Here is a 16,719-nt window from a genome sequence, read left to right on the forward strand (position 1 = left end):
GGAGAGAAGGTGACGCGCACATGCGTCGAGGGCCCGCACAGCCGCCGGGCGTACGGGATCAGCTCAAGAACCGGTTCGGCTCACCAGGGATGTGCGCGTGGGCAGATCAGCGACAGCGCATGGTGACGGCGCGGCCGAGGTCGACCACCCGTCGCTGCGTCAGCCGGATGCCCGCACCGCAGCACACCGCTGACCCGACGGCCGTCGGCCGGAGTCCGGTGCTGAGGGGGCGCGGCCCGCAGGCCGGTGCGTTGGCTGTACGCGGCATGCGCCCAGCATGCAGGAGGCGAAAGCCGTACGTCCAACGACGATTCGCCATCAAAACCGATCACGATCCTTAATCAATCGGTGTTAGCCTGCGCCCATGCGACCGGTCCTGGACATCGTGGCGCTGCGCAGCCTGATCGCCGTCGCCGACTACGGCGGCTTCCACCGCGCCGCCGGCGTGCTCGCACTCAGCCAGTCCGCCGTCAGCCAGCACGTACGGCGGCTGGAGAAGACGCTCGGCCGTCCCGTCGTCGAACGCGACGGCCGCAAGACCCGGTTCACCACCCATGGCGCTCAACTGCTGGCGGAGGCGCGGCTGGTCGTCGCGGCGCACGACGCGTCCGTACGCAGGTTGCTGGGTGAGGACGGCCCGGGCGCCCTGACCGTCGTCATCGGCGCCACCGAGCACGGTGCCGACCAGATCCTCCCGGTGCTCACCGAGGCGGTACGGGAGGTGCTGCCGAGTGCCGAGGTCCGGGTGCGGATCGACCGCTCGGCGCGACTGACCGACGCGGTCGACCGTGGCGAGCTCGACCTCGCTGTCTATGTCACCGAGGCGACCGCCGCGGCCGGCACCCCCGTGGGTGGACTGCCGCTGCGCTGGTACGCCGCCCCCGGCTGGAAGTCGCCCGTCGCCCCCGTCCCGCTGCCGCTGGTCGCCATCAACGAACCGTGCGTCATCCGCCGCCGCGCCCTCACCGCGCTGGCCGCCGACCACACCCCGGCCACCGTCGTCGCCGAGGCCGGATATCTCGCGGGCGTCCTGGACGCGGCGCGCGCCGGACTGGGCGCCGCGCTGCTCGCCGTGCCCGGTGGCCAGCACCCCGAGGGGCTGACCCCGGTCGAGGGCTTGCCCACGGTTTCACCGGTGCGGCTCAGCGCGCGCCCCCGGCATGGTGCGGACCCGTCGCTGACCGGTGCAGCCGTGGAGGCGGTCCGCGCACTGCTCGCCGCCTGCGAGACGGGCCGCGCGGCCTGACCGCACCAGAGGGCCGAGGGGCGCTCTCACCCCCACACCCGCGACAACCGGCTCGACCCCGACCGGCGCTTCACCAACGCACATCCGCAACCACCGCCCCGTGCTCACCGACAAATTGCGCCGAATAGGCCCGGAGTGCGGCCCAGTTGGTAGGCCGGCCACGCCTCGGGGTTGCCGGTGCCGGCGGCTCGGAGACCCTCCGTCATCGCAGGTCAGAAGGTATGCCCTCGCCGCCAAGGCGGTTGTGGGAGGTGAACGATCTGTGATTCCGGCTTCAAAGGTTCAGCACAAATTACACACGTCCCTCTCTCCAGACGGGGTCCGATGGTCTAGATTGACCTTGCTTCACATGCGGGACACGAGCCGACAAATGATGATCTATAGGTTTGCCGCTACGGACGACGCAGTCGCGTCTCCGGCGTCAGACGTGGGGATGATCAATTCGTGGAACCCGAGAGGGACTTTGGGTGCGGGGAGCACCCGAGGTTTCGACGGGTTTCCGCGCACCTCGAGAGGCCGGCAGGACGTACAAGTCTGCTGCCGCCGGGGCGGGTTGATCACGTAGCGCTGCAGTAGCCGGGATGTCATGCGCGGGGCAGGAGCCGCCCGCGGGGAGGGAACAGCGCGGCGGGGGGCGGGGGGCCTCCCGAGGGGAGGAAGCGTGCGGTAGGCGGGGGCCTCCCTGGGGGAGGAACGGTGTTTGGCGACCACGTCGTACCACTGGGGACCGGGGGGGTTCTGTGCGGCAGGGGGGATTAATCGACCCGTTTTCGTCGGCGCGCGGGGGTCTGGCGAGTGGGGCAATCAGCCAGACCGCGATCGACTGGGAGCAGCGGTACAGACGTGCCGTGATCACCAGCGACACCGTGGCCACCGCCTTGGTGGTGGCGGCGATCGGCAACTTCTTCGGGGTCCGGGACGCGGCCGACTGGCATGAGAAGTGGGGAATTCTCGCATTCGGCACCCAGCTGCTGGTGCTGGGAGCGTTGGCGGTGAGCCGGTCGTGGGCTCCGGCCGTGCTCGGCCAGGGTGCCGAGGAATTCCGCCGGCTCGGACGTGCGCTGTTCGCGGCGACCGTCGTACTGGCACTCGGCGGGATAGCCCTCACCTCGCGCAACATCAAGCTGTGGATCTTCGTCGCGATCCCCGCGATCGCGCTCGTCACCATGACCGCCCGGTATCTGCTCCGCCTCCGGCTGCACAGACAGCGGAACGAAGGACGGTGCCTGAGACCGGTGCTCGCTGCCGGGAGTCCGGCCACCGTGCGCGACCTGATCAACCGAACTCGCAAGTTCCCGCACCTCGGTTGGCGGGTGGAGGCGGTGTGCACGCCGGACGGACTCGGGCTCGACGGAGACCACCTGGACGGAGTGCCGATAGTCGGCCGACTGGCGGATGTCGCGGTCCACGTCCGCCGCGACGGCTACCGTGTCGTCGCGGTCACAGCGGACCCGCACTGGTCACCGGACCGGCTGCAGCGGCTGGCCTGGAACCTCGAAGGCAGCGACGCCGAGATGATCGTGGCCCCCGTGCTGATGGAGGTGGCCGGCCCGCGGCTGCACGTCGACGCGGTGCTCGGGATCCCGCTGCTGCGGGTCAGCATGCCGACCTTCACCGGGGGGCGCCGGGCGGTCAAAGAGGTCGCCGATCGGCTGGGCGCGGCGGTCCTGCTCGTGCTGTTCGCGCCGCTGATGGTGCTCGTCGGGCTGCTCGTGGCGGCGGACAGCCGGGGCGGGGTCTTCTACCGCCAGCGCAGGGTCGGCAAGGACGGCCGCGAGTTCACGATGTTCAAGTTCCGCACCATGGTCGCCGGGGCGCACGGGGCACGTGCCGCGCTGGCCGACCGCAACGAGGGTGCGGGGCTGCTGTTCAAGCTCCGCCGGGATCCGCGGGTGACCCGGGTGGGAGCAGTGCTGCGCCGGTACTCGATCGACGAGCTCCCGCAGCTTTTCAACGTGCTCTCCGGATCGATGTCGCTCGTCGGTCCGCGGCCTCCGCTGCCGGAGGAGTCCGCCGCGTACGGCCCGGACATCCGGCGGCGGCTGCTGGTCAAGCCCGGGCTCACCGGCCTGTGGCAGATCAGCGGACGCAGCGACCTGCCATGGGAAGAGGCGGTCCGCCTCGACCTGCGGTACGTGGAGGACTGGTCGCTGGCCCTGGACGCGGTGATCTTGTGGAAGACGCTGCGTGCGGTGCTGCACGGGCAGGGGGCGTATTGATGCGCGGGGGTTGTCGTTCGGTGCGTGCGCGGACCGCAGGCCAAAAGGGCCTGCCCGGGGGGAGGGACGGATCATGAAGGTCAGCGTTTTCGGGCTCGGCTACGTGGGCTGTGTGTCGGCCGCGTGCCTGGCCAGCATGGGGCACGAGGTCATCGGTGTGGACGTGAACCAGGTGAAGGTCGACCTGGTCAACGACGGCAAGGCCCCGGTGGTCGAGGAGCGGATCGGCGAGCTCATCGCGGAGGTCGTGCGGACCGGAGCCTTGCACGCCACCAGCGATGTCCGCGAGGCGATCATGGGCAGCGAGGTGTCGCTGATCTGCGTGGGCACGCCTTCGGAGCCCAACGGCAGCCTGTGCACCACGTACTTGGAACGGGTCACCGAGCAGATCGGTGCCGCGCTGGCTGAGCGGGGCGGGCGGCACACCGTCGTGTTCCGCAGCACCATGCTGCCGGGCACCTGCCTGAACCTGCTGGTACCGATCCTGGAGAAGTACGTCGGCGGCACGGCCGGGGTGGACATCGGGGTCGCGGTCAACCCGGAGTTCCTGCGCGAGGGCACGAGCGTGCGGGACTTCTTCGACCCGCCCAAGACCGTCATCGGCGAGCTCGACCCGGCAAGCGGCGACGCGGTGATGGCCCTGTACGACGGCCTGCCCGGCGAGGTGTTCCGGGTGCCGGTCCCGACGGCCGAGGCGATCAAGTACGCGGACAACGCGTTCCACGGCCTCAAGATCGGCTTCGCGAACGAACTGGGCGCGGTGTGCCAGGCGCTCGGGGTGGACTCGCACCAGGTGATGGACGTGTTCCTGGCCGACCGCAAGCTGAACATCAGCCCCGCCTACCTGCGGCCCGGCTTCGCCTTCGGCGGCTCCTGCCTGCCCAAGGACCTGCGCAGCCTGGTCCACGCGGCGCAGCGGGCCGACATCTCGGTGCCCATCCTCGCCCATGTGCTGCCCTCCAACTCCGCGCATCTGCAACGCGCGGTGGAGCTGGTCGAGCGCACCGGCAAGCGCCGGGTGGGCCTGTTCGGGCTGTCCTTCAAACCGGGCACCGACGACCTCCGCGAGAGCCCGCTCGTCGAGCTGGCGGAGAGACTCTTCGGCAAGGGGTACGACCTCAAGATCTACGACGCCAACGTGAGCCTCTCCCGGCTGATCGGCGCGAACCGCGAGTACATCGAGACCCGGCTGCCGCACCTCGCGCAGCTGCTCGCGAGCTCCGTCGACGAGGTGCTCGAGCATGCCGAGGTGTGCCTGGTCGGAACCAGGGATCCGGCGGTGCTGTCGGCGCTGCCCCATGGCGACGGCCCGGTGATCGTCGATCTCATCCACCTTCCCGACGCCGAGGCGCGGCGGGCCGAACCGGGGTACGTGGGCCTTGCTTGGTGACACATCGTTCGATGACATATCCGGCGGCGACCGGGCGGACCGGCGCGCGCTGATTCTGGTGGAGAACCTGTCGGTGCCGTTCGACCGGCGGGTGTGGCAGGAGTGCACGACGCTGCGCGACGCGGGCTGGGAGGTGCACGTCATCTGTCCCCGCGGGGAGAAGCGGGACACGGAGCCGGAGGCGGTGATCGACGGGGTGCGGATCCACCGCTACCCGTTGCGCGCGGCCACCGGAGGACCGGCCGGCTACCTCAGGGAGTACGGATCGGCGTTGTGGCACACGGCACGGCTGGCCCGCAAGGTCGGCCCGGTCGACGTGGTCCACGCCTGCAACCCGCCCGACCTGCTGTTCCTGCCCGCGCTGTGGCTGAAGCGGCGCGGCGCGCGATTCGTCTTCGACCAGCACGACCTGGTACCCGAGCTGTACCTCTCCCGGTTCGACCGCGGCGAGGATCTGCTCTACCGCGCCGTGTGCGCGCTGGAACGGCGGACCTACCGGGCCGCGGACATCGTCCTCGCCACGAACGAGAGCTACCGGGACGTCGCGATGCGCCGTGGCGGCCGGAGGCCGGAGGACGTTTTCGTGGTGCGCAGCGCGCCCCAGACCGACCGGTTCCAACCGGTGCCGCCCGAGCCGGAGTTGAAGCGCGGCAAGCCTCATCTGCTGTGCTACCTCGGCGTCATGGGCCCTCAGGACGGCGTCGACTACGCCCTGCGGGCCCTGGCGAAGCTGCGCGACGAGTTCGGGCGGACCGACTGGCACGCGGTGTTCGTCGGTTCCGGCGACGCCTTCGACGCGATGGTGGAGCTGTCCGGGCAGCTCGGGCTCTCCGAACAGGTGCAGTTCACCGGGCGCGTCCCGGACGCCGACCTGGTGCGCTACCTGTCCACCGCGGACGTGTGCCTTTCTCCCGATCCGCGCAATCCGCTCAACGACGTGTCGACCATGAACAAGGTCCTGGAGTACATGGCGATGGGCCGGCCGATCGTCTCCTTCGACCTGAAGGAGGCGCGCGTCTCCGCCGGTGACGCCGCCGTCTACGCGCCCGCCAACGACGAGGCCGAATTCGCCAAGCTCATCGCGTTGTTGCTGGACGACCCGGAGAAGCGGGCCCGGATGGGCAAGGTCGGCCAGGAGCGGATCAGCGGGCCGCTCTCCTGGCGGAACTCGCAAGCGTCGCTGCTCGCCGCCTACGCCGCTGCCTGGCGTGACCAAGCTCCGGTGTCGGCGGGCAACCCGGTCCGGACAGGGAAGAGGCCGCGCCGATGACCGATGACACAGTTCGCCTGGTCACGATCGGGCGGATTTTCCGACGGCGCTGGCGGCTTCTCGCCGTCCTCGCCGTGGTGGGCGCGCTCGTCGGCTACGGCACCTCTTTGCTGATTCCGCCGAGATACACGACATCGGCATCGGTGCTGCTGCCGGGGGCGTGGGAGGAGCGCGAGCTGCTGACTCAGGCGGAGATCGCGACCAGTTCGGCGGTAGTCGACCGCGCGGCCGCCAAGCTCGACTGGAGGGGCGTCAGCGACCGCGAGCTGCGGGATCGAGTGAGCGCCAAGGCCGGCGACGGGAACATCATCAAGATCTCGGGTACGGCCGACACCCCGGAGCGCGCACAGCGGCTCTCCGACCAGGTGGCCAAGGAATTCGTCGCATTCGCCGCGCGGATCGCAGGCGACAGCACCGCGGCGGGGCCCGAGGCACTGCGGCAGAAGGTGGAGCAGACCAACCGCCGCATCACCGAGCTGGCCAATTCGACCGATCCGGGGCAGACCGTGGAGAGCGTGCAGGCCCGCACCAAGCTCGAGCAACTGCGCACCTCGCTGGAGGAGGCCATGACCAAGCTGGACGAGGCCGACCCGGCGGCCACCAAGGCCAGCCTGGTCGTCATGGGGCCGGCGGCCCGGCCGACCGGCGAGGCCCCGCCGACGAGGATGCAGCTGATGGTCGCCGGGGCGCTGCTGTTCTTCCTGCTCGCGGTCATCGGCCATCTCGCCGCCGCACGGGCGAGCCGCCGACTGCGCACCGAACCGGAGATCGCCGCCGCGCTGGGCTCGGCGCTGCTGGGCACCGTCGACGTGCCTGGTGAACGGTCCGCGCACCGGCCGGAAGACCGTAGCCCGCGGGCCCGGATCCGCCGGCTGCTGGGCGTCGATACCCGGTGGGACATACCGACCCCGCGGAGGTCCGGCGACGAGGCCAGCAGGCGGATCCGCTACCGGCGGGTGTGCGCTCGCCTCCGGGAAGGGCTGCCGGCCCCCCGGCGGCTGCTGGTGGTCGTACCGGGCGGCGACGAGATCGCCCGCCGGGCCGCCGGGCAGCTCGCCACCGAGGCCGGGAGCGATCCGCTGCTTCGGGTGGTGGAGGCTTCGGTGTCCCAGCCGATGGTGCCGGACCGCGCCGGGGAGTCCGGTGCCCTGGTGGTGCTCAGCGCGGGCAGTTGGACCGCAGCGGAGCTCACCGGCATAGCCGAGGCGTGTAGGGACGGCAAGCACGAGGTCGTCGGCTTCGTCGTCGCCGGCACCGTCGTCGCCGGCACGGTCCAGGCCCGTCCGACGCCGGCTGCCGGCCGGACGCCGGATGACGCCACTCTGGCGCTCGCGGTTCGCGGCCCCGCGCCGGGAGGTTCGTCGTGACGACAAGCACACCTTCACAGTCGCCGACCCCCGCTCCGCTGTTCGACCTACAGGCGCTGGTGGTCGCGGTGCGCAGGCGCCGCCGCCTCTGGCTCTCCATGGCGCTGCTGGGGCTGCTGTTCGGCGGGGCGGTGGCGGTCCTGCTGCCGCCGCAGCCGACCGCGGTGACCACGGTGCTGGTCGCGCATCAGGAGGACCAGCCGAACGACCCCGGAACGCTGATCCGCACCGACGTCGAACTGCTGCGGACCACGCGGGTCGCCGACAAGGCACTCAAGTCCCTCAAGTCCCCGGAACGCCCGGCCGACTTCATGCGGGACTACCGTGGTACCGGCCTGACCAACAACCTGCTGCAGATCAATGTGACGGGTGACAGCGACGCTCAGGCGGTGGCCCGAGCCAAGGCGCTGGCTGATGCGTTCATCGCGGACCACGTGACGCGGATACGGGAAGCCTCGAACGCCGAGGCCGAGGCCCTGCTCGACCAGCGCGACCGCTTGCGGGACGAGCTCGCCAAGGTCAACAAGGCAATCGGAGAGGGGCCGCCGGAAGGTGACCCGTCAGCGTCGGCGGACCTCGAGTCGCTCTTCGACCGCCGGGCCAAGCTCAATTCACAGATCGACGACTACGACCAGCGCGCCGAGGAGGCGCGCATCGGCACGCCCCAGCTGATCGCCCGCACGCAGATCGTGGACGCCCCACGCACGGTGCGGCATTCCCTGCCCAAGGCCGCTGTCACGAACGCCGCGATCGGCTTCGTCCTCGGGCTCGCACTCGGGCTCGCCCTTGCCGCGGTCCGCACGGTGGTGGCGGACCGCCCCGTGCTGCGCCGGGACATCGCGGCCAACCTGGGCGCCTCGGTCGTCGCGGAGCTGCCCCACCGGTCGGGCAAGCTGTGGCAGCGCCGACAGACCCGGCTGACACGCGAACGGCTCACCGCGACCCTGGCCTGCCTCGCACGCGGCTCCGTGGAACCGGTGTCGCTGCTGGAACTGGGCTGTGCGCGCGGCACGAGCGTGATCGCCCTGGACCTCGCCAGGGCGATGGCGGCGGACGGACCGGTGGCCGTCATCGACGGTCTGCCCGGCCCGCAGCTCGCAAAGCGCCGCCCGAAGCCAGGAGACCCGACCGTGGTCAGCGGCGAACGTGCCGCTGCCCTGTCGCCTCAGGAGCGCCGGATCGGCGTCGGCTCGGTGGCGCCCGGCACGGCGTGGACCGACCTCCAGTACCTCGGCACCCAGACCGTGCTCGTCGTGCGTGCCGGGCACGGCAGCGCCGCATGGCTGCACACCGTGGCGCGGCAACTCGCGGACCAGCGCATTCCGGTGATCGGCGTCGTGCTGATCGACCCCGATCCGCGGGACCGGACCGACGGCACGCTGTGGGACGGGATGCACACCGCGCTGCGCGGCAGGAGCGAACGGCCGGTCCGGCAGAACGGTGGGGGTACCTCCCACGCCGTTCAGGCAGTGGGGGAGGGCCCGCGGCGGACCGAGCGGCAGCCGGTGTGGGCCGCACGGGGCCCGGACAACGACCAGGAAGCGCGGTAGGACATGTGTGGCATCGCAGGCACTTACCGATGGCCGGACGGGAAGGTCGTGACCGACCGGCTCACCGAGACCCTCACCCACCGCGGTCCGGACGGGGCGGGCCGGTACGGCCACCCCGTCGGTGACGGCGAAGTCCAGCTCGGGCACCGCCGGTTGGCGATCATCGACCTGTCCGAGACCGGCGCCCAGCCGATGGTCTCCGACGGCCTCGCCCTGACCTACAACGGCGAGCTGTACAACGCGCCCGAGCTGCGTGCCGAGCTGGCAGCCGCCGGGGTGCGCTTCCGCGGTACCTCCGACACCGAGGTGCTTCTCGAGGCGTGGCGCCGCTGGGGCACGGACTGCCTGCCCCGGCTGCGCGGCATGTTCGCGTTCGGGATCTTCGACGAGCGCACCGGTGAACTGGTGCTGGCCCGCGATCAGTTGGGCATCAAGCCGCTGTTCCTGCTGCGGCGCGGCGCGGGTCTGGTGTTCGCCTCCGAGCTCAAAGCGCTCGCGGCCGTGACCGGCGGGTCGCTGGAGGTGGACCATGCGGCGCTGGTGGCCTCGCTGCTGTACTACTGGGTGCCGGACTCACGGTGCGCGTTCCGCGAAGCGGAGAAGCTGCCACCGGGGAGCTGGCTGAGGTGCCGGCCCGACGGCCGGGTGGAGCGCGGCCGGTACTGGAATCTGAAGGACGTCGCCGCCGAAGGCCGGGAGCGGGCCCTGAGCGGCGAGCAGCCGGACCTGGCCGCCATCGTCGAGGAGTCGACCCGGCGGCACCTGCTCTCCGACGTACCCGTGGCGACCTTTCTCTCCGGCGGCCTCGACTCCAGCTACCTGACCGCGCTGGCCGCCCGCCACCGACCCGGGATCTCCGCCTACACGATCGGGTTCCGCGCCGAGGACGCCAAGTTCGAGGCCATGCCGGACGACCTGCGCTATGCCCGGCAGGTGGCCGAGCGGTTCGGCGTCGACCTGCACGAGATCGAGATCGCCCCGAACGTGCTCGACCTGCTGCCGCAGATGACGTACCACCTGGACGAGCCGATCGGCGACCCCGCCGCGATCAACACGTTCCTGATCTGCTCGGCCGCCCGGGAGGCCGGGGTCAAGGTGATGCTCTCGGGGATGGGTGCCGACGAGCTGTTCGCCGGGTACCGCAAGCATCTGGCCAACCTGCTCGCGCTGCGTTACCAGCGCGTCCCGCGGCCCCTGCGGCGCGGACTGTCCAGGGCCGTGGACCGGCTGCCGGTCGCCACCTCCCGCCGCGGATACCGGTCGGTGCGCTTCGCGAAGCGGTTCCTCTCTTTCGCCGATCTGCCGGAGGAGACCGCGTTCCGGCGCAGCTACACCATGTACGACCAGGACGAGCTGCTCGCCCTGCTCGATCCCGACCTGGCCGGGACGGTCGACGACGTCCTGACCGAACATGCGGACACCTACCGGGACAACGACCTCGACGACTTCGTCAACCGCATGTGCCTCACCGATGCCCGGATGTTCCTGCCGGGCCTGAACCTCGCGTACACGGACCGCTCCAGCATGGCCGCGTCGACCGAGGTGCGAGTGCCGTACGTGGACGTCGAGGTGGTCAAGGCGGCGTTCGCCGTGCCCGGTGATCGCAAGATCGTCGGACGGCAGGGCAAGGTCGTTCTCAAGGAGGCGGCCACCTCGGTCCTGCCCCGGGAGATCGTCTACCGGCCCAAGGGCCTGTTCAGCGCCCCGTTGCGCGCCTGGATGAGCCGGGATCTGGCACCACTGGTGCGCGAGGTGGTCAACGACGGCCTGCTGGTCAATTCCGGGTTCCTGCGCCGCGACGCGCTGGCGCGGATGGTCGCCGAGGACGCCGCAGGCCAGCGGGACTTCTCCAAGCATCTGTGGCATGTGCTGACGCTCGAGTACTGGTATCGCGACGCGACGTCCGGGTCCGGCCAGAGCGCTCGCTCGACGGCGTAGAAGACGCGTAGAAACAAGGGGACTTCGGGTGAAACAGGTTGTGCAGAACTACAAGAGCGGCGAGCTGGCGGTGCTCGACGTTCCGGTGCCGGGGTGCAAGCCGGGCGGTGTGCTGGTCCGCAGCGCCTACTCGCTGATCTCCACCGGGACCGAGCTCATGAAGGTGTCCGAGGCCGGCATGTCGATGCTGGGCAAGGCCCGCTCCCGGCCGGACCAGGTGGCCAAGGTCATGCAGAGCGTGGCCACCAACGGAGTGCCCGCCACCTACCGCAAGGTGATGGGCAAGCTGGACTCCTACACGCCGCTGGGCTACTCGCTGTGCGGGGTGGTCGAGCAGGTCGGCGCCGGGATCGACGATGTGAAGGTCGGCGACCTCGTGGCCTGCGCCGGTAACGAGCACGCGCTGCACGCCGAGCTGAACTGGGTTCCGAAGAACCTCTACGCCCCGGTGCCGGACGGCCTCGCACCGCGGCACGCGGCCTTCGGCACCGTCGGGTCGATCGCGATGCAGGGCGTTCGCCAAGGCGAGTCGCAGTTGGGCGAAGTGGCACTGGTCATCGGTCTCGGGCTGATCGGGCAGCTGGTCGTGCAGCTCCTCACCGCCTCGGGAGTCCGCGTCGTCGGCGTCGACCCCGACCCGGTGCGCTGCGAGCTCGCCGAGCGCCTGGGCGCTGCGGCCTGCGGCGATCCCGCGTCCGCCGCCGTGGAGGCTTCCGTCGCCGAACTCACCGACGGTCACGGCGTGGACCAGGTGTACCTGGCCGCCGGCGGCGGCAGCAATCAACCGGTCGAGCTGGCGGCCCGGCTCTGCCGGGACCGCGGCCGGGTGATCGACATCGGCAAGTGTCGCCTGGACCTGCCGTGGAACGCGTACTACGAGAAGGAGCTCGACGTCCGGTTCTCCCGCAGTTACGGCCCCGGTCGCTACGACCCGGCGTACGAACTGGAGGGCCGGGACTACCCGATCGGCTACGTGCGCTGGACCGAGCGCCGCAACCTGGCCTGCTTCCTCGACCTCGTCGCCCGTGGCAGCGTCGATGTGGAGCCCTTGGTCTCCCACGTCGCCGACTTCGATGACGCCGTGGAGACGTACCAGCGCCTGAAGGACGGCGAACTGAAGGCCGTGGCCGTGCTGTTCCGGTACCCCGAGCACGCGGCCCAAGAGGCCGAAGCGGAGGCCCCGGCGGTGTCCGTGCCCGCGGTGAAGCGACCCAGCGGCCAAGTCCCCACCCCGACCCGGGCCGCCAAGACGCCGGTGCGGCTCGCGTTCGTCGGCGCGGGAAACTACGCGACGTCGATGCTGCTGCCGCACCTGGCGCAGCGCGACGGCGTCGAGTTGTCGACCGTCGTCACCACGACGGCGCTGTCCGCGGCCAACGCGCAGCGGAAGTTCGGCTTCGCCGAGGCGACCACCGACCTCGATGCCGTGCTCGGCGACAAGTCCATCGACGCGGTGTTCGTCGTCACCCGGCACAGCTCGCACGCCGACCTGACCCGGAAGGCGCTGCTGGCCGGCAAGACCGTGTTCGTGGAGAAGCCCCTGGCCCTCACCGAGGACGAACTGGCCGACGTACTCGCGGCGGTGGAGGAGTCCGGCAACGACCGGCTGCAGGTGGGCTTCAACCGCCGGTTCGCGCCGCTGCTATTGGAGGCCCGCCAACGGTTCGGTGCTCGGACCGGCCCGGCGAACCTCCGCTACCTGGTCAACGCGGGCCGGCTGCAGCACGGCAGCTGGTACCTCCAACAGGGCAGCGAGGGCTCGCGGTTCGCCGGCGAGGGCGGACACTTCATCGACACGGCGAGCTGGCTGCTCGACGCCGACCCGGTCTCGGTGTACGCGGTCGCCCCGTCCGGCAACGAGGACCTCCAGGTCGTACTCCGCTACCCGGACGGGTCCACCGCCACCATCAGCTACGTCACCACCGGACCGGCCAGCCTCCCCAAGGAAACCCTCGACCTGGTCGCGGACGGGAAGGCGCTGCGGCTCGACGACTTCGTCCGCGCCTCGGTGTACAGCCGCAAGAAGTGGGTCAGTTCGCGGCTGCCCAAGGCCCGGGACAAGGGCCAGAACGCCGAGCTGGCCGCGTTCATCAAGGCCGTGCGGACCGGCGGGCCGATGCCGGTGCCGCTGGAGTCGCTGGTCGCCACCACCGCGGCCACCCTCGCCGTGCAGACCGGCCTGGCCGCCGGTGCGCCGGTGACGTTGGAGAAGCGGCGATGACCATGAGCGCGGGCTGGTACCTGCGGCGGCTGTCCCGGATGGGACCGCAGGAGATCGCGGGCCGGGCGGGCGACGCGGTGCGCAGGCGCCGGTGGCGGTCGGCGCGGCCGGAGTGCCCGAGCGTGACCGACGCCCGGTTCACCGCGGTCCTGCCCGCAGGGACGATCGCCGCGATACCTCCGGACGCCGCGAAACGGCTCATCGCCGAGGCGGACCGGCTGATGTACGGGCACGCCGAGTACTTCGGGGTGGTCCGCGACGACCTGGACGACCCGGACTGGTGGTGCGACCCGAAGACCGGGCGCCGGGCTCCGTGGGGCTACGCCTTCGACGTGCCGTACCGGAACGAGGACGCGGTCGGGGACATCAAGCAGATCTGGGAGCTGTCCCGGCATCAGTACCTCACCCAGCTCGCCGCCGCCTACGCGATCACCGGGAACGAGCGGTACGCCGAGCGGGTGGCCAAGCACCTGAGGTCGTGGTGGGCGGCCAACCCACCGCTGCGCGGCGTGCACTGGATCAGCGGCATCGAGCTGGGGATCCGGCTGCTGTCCTGGGTGTGGGTCCGCCGGCTGCTCGACGGCTGGCCGGGCGCGGCCGGTCTTTTCGAGGGCAACCCGGTGGCGCGGAACCAGATCTGGCACCACCAGCGCTGGCTGGCCGCCTTCCCCAGCCGGGGGTCCTCGGCGAACAACCACGTCATCGCCGAGGCCGCCGGTCAGTTCGCAGCGTCCTGCGCCTTCGGCTGGTTCCCCTCCTCGGCGCGCTGGCGAGCCGGCGCGCTGCGGTCGCTGGAGCGACACCTACGAGGCAACACCTTCCCCTCCGGCCTCAACCGCGAGCTGGCCACCGAGTATCACGGCCTTGTGCTGGAGCTCGGCCTGGCCGCGGTCGCCGAGGCGGATGCCGCCGACGTGCCGGTCCCCACGACCGTGCGGCTGGTGCTGCTGCGGATGACCGACGCGCTCGCGGCCGTCGTCGACAACCGGCTACGGCCACCGCGCCAGGGAGACGCGGACGACGGGCACGGTCTGATCGTGGACGGCGCGGGCACCGACCGCTGGGCCTCGCTGCTGGCCACCGGCGACGCCGTGTTCGGCCGGCTCGACTGGTGGCCGGCGGTGACGGGCACCGACGTGCGCACCCCGCTGCTGGCCGCGCTCATCCAGCCGTACGCGAAAAAGGGAACGGCACCGGCCGTGACCCGCCCGGCAAGCCGACCGGCCCACTTCGCCGACGCGGGGCTCACCATCCTGCGCGGCCCGGGGGAGATCTGGTGCCGCTGCGACGGTGGTCCGCACGGCTTCCTGTCCATCGCCGCGCATGCCCACGCGGACGCGCTGTCCGTGGAGGTCCGGCACGACGGGGTCGACGTGCTCGCCGACCCGGGGACGTACTGCTACCACGGGCAGCCCGAGTGGCGGCAGTACTTCCGGTCGACCCTCGGCCACAACACCCTGCGGCTGGACGGCGCTGACCAGTCCGTCTCCGGCGGCCCGTTCCTGTGGACCCGGCACGCCAAGAGCCGCGTTCTGGCCGCCGACCCCTCTGGCGAGGGCGTGGCCCGCTGGTGTGCCGAGCACGACGGTTACCAGCACTCCGTGCATCGCCGCCGGGTGGAACTGACGGCTGAGAGCCAGGAGCTGAGGGTGGTCGACGAGGTCCGCGGCCCACACGGGTCGCGCCGGACCGTGCACCTGGCGTTCCACCTCGGCCCGGCGATCGCCGCGGACCTGGTGGGGAACCGGGCACAGCTCACCTGGACCCGGGACGGCGAGGACCGCTCCGCGGTGCTCGACCTGCCCGGGCAGCTGAACTGGCGGGCGCATCGCGGCGAGAGTGACCCGCCCCTGGGCTGGTACTCCGCCGGATTCGGGCGCAAGGAACCCGCCACCACGCTGGTCGGCACCGGCTTCGCCGACGGCACGGAGGGCTTCACCACCGTGCTCAGGTTCCGGGGCCAGGGGGCGGGCGCGTGAGGATCAAGAGGGGGCACTGGGCGTGGGCGGCGGCACCGCTGGCGCTGACCCTGCTGGCGGCGACCGGATGCGACAGCGGCAGCACTTCGGGCGCCGACGCCAAGCCTTCCGCCGCGCCGTCGTCCACGCCCGTGGCCGTGGCCGTGGCCCGGGTGTGCGCCAAGCCCGCGGCCGGGCCGGCGAAGGCGCCGGCGGGCGCGGTCACGGTCGACCCAGCGACGGTGGGTGACCTGGCGGCGAAGACCAAGAGCAACCCCGCGAACACCACGTTCTGGCTCCGCCCGGGCAAGCACAGGCTCGACCCGGACCGCTATGCCCAGGTCATCCCCAAGAAGGGGAACCGCTACCTCGGTGCGCCCGGCGCGGTGCTCGACGGCGGGAAGAAGAACCAGTACGCGTTCGGCGGTGCCGCCCGCGACGTCACCATCAGCCACCTGACCGTGCAGGGTTTCGTCGCGCCGCACGACCAAGGCGTGGTCAACCACGACTCGGCCGACGGGTGGGTGATCGAGCACGCCACGATCCAGAACAACTCCGGTGCCGGACTGATGGCCGGTGCCCGCCAGCAGGTCCGCGCCAACTGCCTGCGCGACAACGGCCAGTACGGCATGAACGCGTACAAGGGCGACGGCCGTATCACCGGCCTGGTGGTCGAGGGCAACGAGATCGTGGGCAACAACACCGGCGACTGGGAGCGGCGGCGGGAGGGCTGCGGCTGCACCGGAGGCATCAAGTTCTGGGACGTCAACGGCGCCGACGTACGCGGCAATTGGGTGCACGACAACCGCGGCACAGGGCTGTGGGCGGACACCAACAACAACGACTTCCGCATCGAGAACAACGTGATCGAGGCCAACGACGGTGCCGCGCTGATCTACGAGACCAGCTACAACGCGGTCATCCGGAAGAACATGATCCGGCGGAACAACTGGGTCGAGGGCCGCAAGTACACCGCTGGCGACGACAACTTCCCGTACGCGACGGTCTACCTGTCCGAGTCCGGCGGCGATCCACGGGTCCGAGCCCGTACCGACAAGATCGAGATCTATCGGAACGTGCTGGAGAACAACTGGAACGGGATCACCCTGTGGGAGAACGCCGACCGGTTCTGCAACAGCCCGGCCAACACCTCGTCCGGTGACTGCACGTTGCTGGTGAAGGACACCGACCGCTGCGCCCGGCCGGGGATCGCGAAGGCACCGCTCTACGCCGACTGCCGGTGGAAGACCCAGCGGGTGGACATCCACGACAACCGCTTCGTGCTGGACAAGTCCGTCGTCAAGTGCACGGAGAAGTGCGACCGCATGGCGGTCCTCGCCAACTACGGCACCTATCCGGACTGGTCGCCGTACCAGGGCGAGAAGGTGGCTGAAGCGATCACCCACAAGCAGGACAACCGCTGGTACGACAACGTCTACGTCGGACCGTGGAAGTTCGTCGCCCAGGACACGAGCCAGGTGATCGGCTTCGGGCAGTGGCAGGGCAAGCGCTACCGGCAGGACGCGGGCAGCACCCTCGACGCACGGGCCGGTGGTTGAG

Annotated in this window: 10 protein-coding genes; all 10 read left to right on the forward strand. The window is 71.0% G+C overall.

Going from position 1 to position 16,719, the window contains the following annotated elements; all coding sequences use genetic code 11:
• Nucleotides 1-364: 364 nt before the first annotated feature.
• The 10 genes from ACTWQO_RS00315 (at nucleotide 365) to ACTWQO_RS00360 (ending at nucleotide 16,718) form a co-directional block, all read left to right on the forward strand.
• Nucleotides 365-1,246 (forward strand): LysR family transcriptional regulator, encoded by an 882-nt coding sequence (locus ACTWQO_RS00315; protein ID WP_443235111.1) that lies wholly within the window; start codon nucleotides 365-367, stop codon nucleotides 1,244-1,246.
• A gap of 740 nt (nucleotides 1,247-1,986) precedes the next feature.
• Entirely contained in the window at nucleotides 1,987-3,465 is a 1,479-nt protein-coding gene (locus ACTWQO_RS00320; protein WP_443235112.1) for a sugar transferase, read from the forward strand.
• Between the two features lie 73 nt (nucleotides 3,466-3,538).
• Nucleotides 3,539-4,855, forward strand: coding sequence for a nucleotide sugar dehydrogenase (locus tag ACTWQO_RS00325; RefSeq protein WP_443235113.1), 1,317 nt, complete (start codon nucleotides 3,539-3,541; stop codon nucleotides 4,853-4,855).
• Complete coding sequence (locus ACTWQO_RS00330; protein ID WP_443235114.1) at nucleotides 4,845-6,125, forward strand: glycosyltransferase family 4 protein; 1,281 nt, start codon at nucleotides 4,845-4,847, stop codon at nucleotides 6,123-6,125. The genes ACTWQO_RS00325 and ACTWQO_RS00330 overlap by 11 nt, the downstream gene beginning before the upstream one ends.
• Entirely contained in the window at nucleotides 6,122-7,492 is a 1,371-nt protein-coding gene (locus ACTWQO_RS00335) for a Wzz/FepE/Etk N-terminal domain-containing protein (RefSeq protein ID WP_443235115.1), read from the forward strand. Before ACTWQO_RS00330 ends, ACTWQO_RS00335 begins: the two co-directional genes overlap by 4 nt.
• Nucleotides 7,489-9,042, forward strand: a complete 1,554-nt coding sequence (locus ACTWQO_RS00340; RefSeq protein ID WP_443235116.1) for a Wzz/FepE/Etk N-terminal domain-containing protein — start codon at nucleotides 7,489-7,491, stop codon at nucleotides 9,040-9,042. Before ACTWQO_RS00335 ends, ACTWQO_RS00340 begins: the two co-directional genes overlap by 4 nt.
• Nucleotides 9,043-9,045: 3 nt before the next feature.
• Nucleotides 9,046-10,980 (forward strand): asparagine synthase (glutamine-hydrolyzing), encoded by a 1,935-nt coding sequence (gene asnB / locus ACTWQO_RS00345; protein WP_443235117.1) that lies wholly within the window; start codon nucleotides 9,046-9,048, stop codon nucleotides 10,978-10,980.
• A 28-nt stretch (nucleotides 10,981-11,008) separates the two neighbouring features.
• Nucleotides 11,009-13,201 (forward strand): bi-domain-containing oxidoreductase, encoded by a 2,193-nt coding sequence (locus tag ACTWQO_RS00350; RefSeq protein ID WP_443235118.1) that lies wholly within the window; start codon nucleotides 11,009-11,011, stop codon nucleotides 13,199-13,201.
• Nucleotides 13,198-15,180: an alginate lyase family protein gene (locus ACTWQO_RS00355; protein WP_443235119.1), complete on the forward strand. Its 1,983-nt coding sequence runs from the start codon at nucleotides 13,198-13,200 to the stop codon at nucleotides 15,178-15,180. Before ACTWQO_RS00350 ends, ACTWQO_RS00355 begins: the two co-directional genes overlap by 4 nt.
• Nucleotides 15,177-16,718, forward strand: a complete 1,542-nt coding sequence (locus tag ACTWQO_RS00360) for a right-handed parallel beta-helix repeat-containing protein (protein ID WP_443235120.1) — start codon at nucleotides 15,177-15,179, stop codon at nucleotides 16,716-16,718. The genes ACTWQO_RS00355 and ACTWQO_RS00360 overlap by 4 nt, the downstream gene beginning before the upstream one ends.
• Nucleotide 16,719: the final 1 nt, after the last annotated feature.

This window comes from Streptomyces sp. 4N124, assembly GCF_052245395.1.
GTDB lineage: Bacteria > Actinomycetota > Actinomycetes > Streptomycetales > Streptomycetaceae > Streptomyces.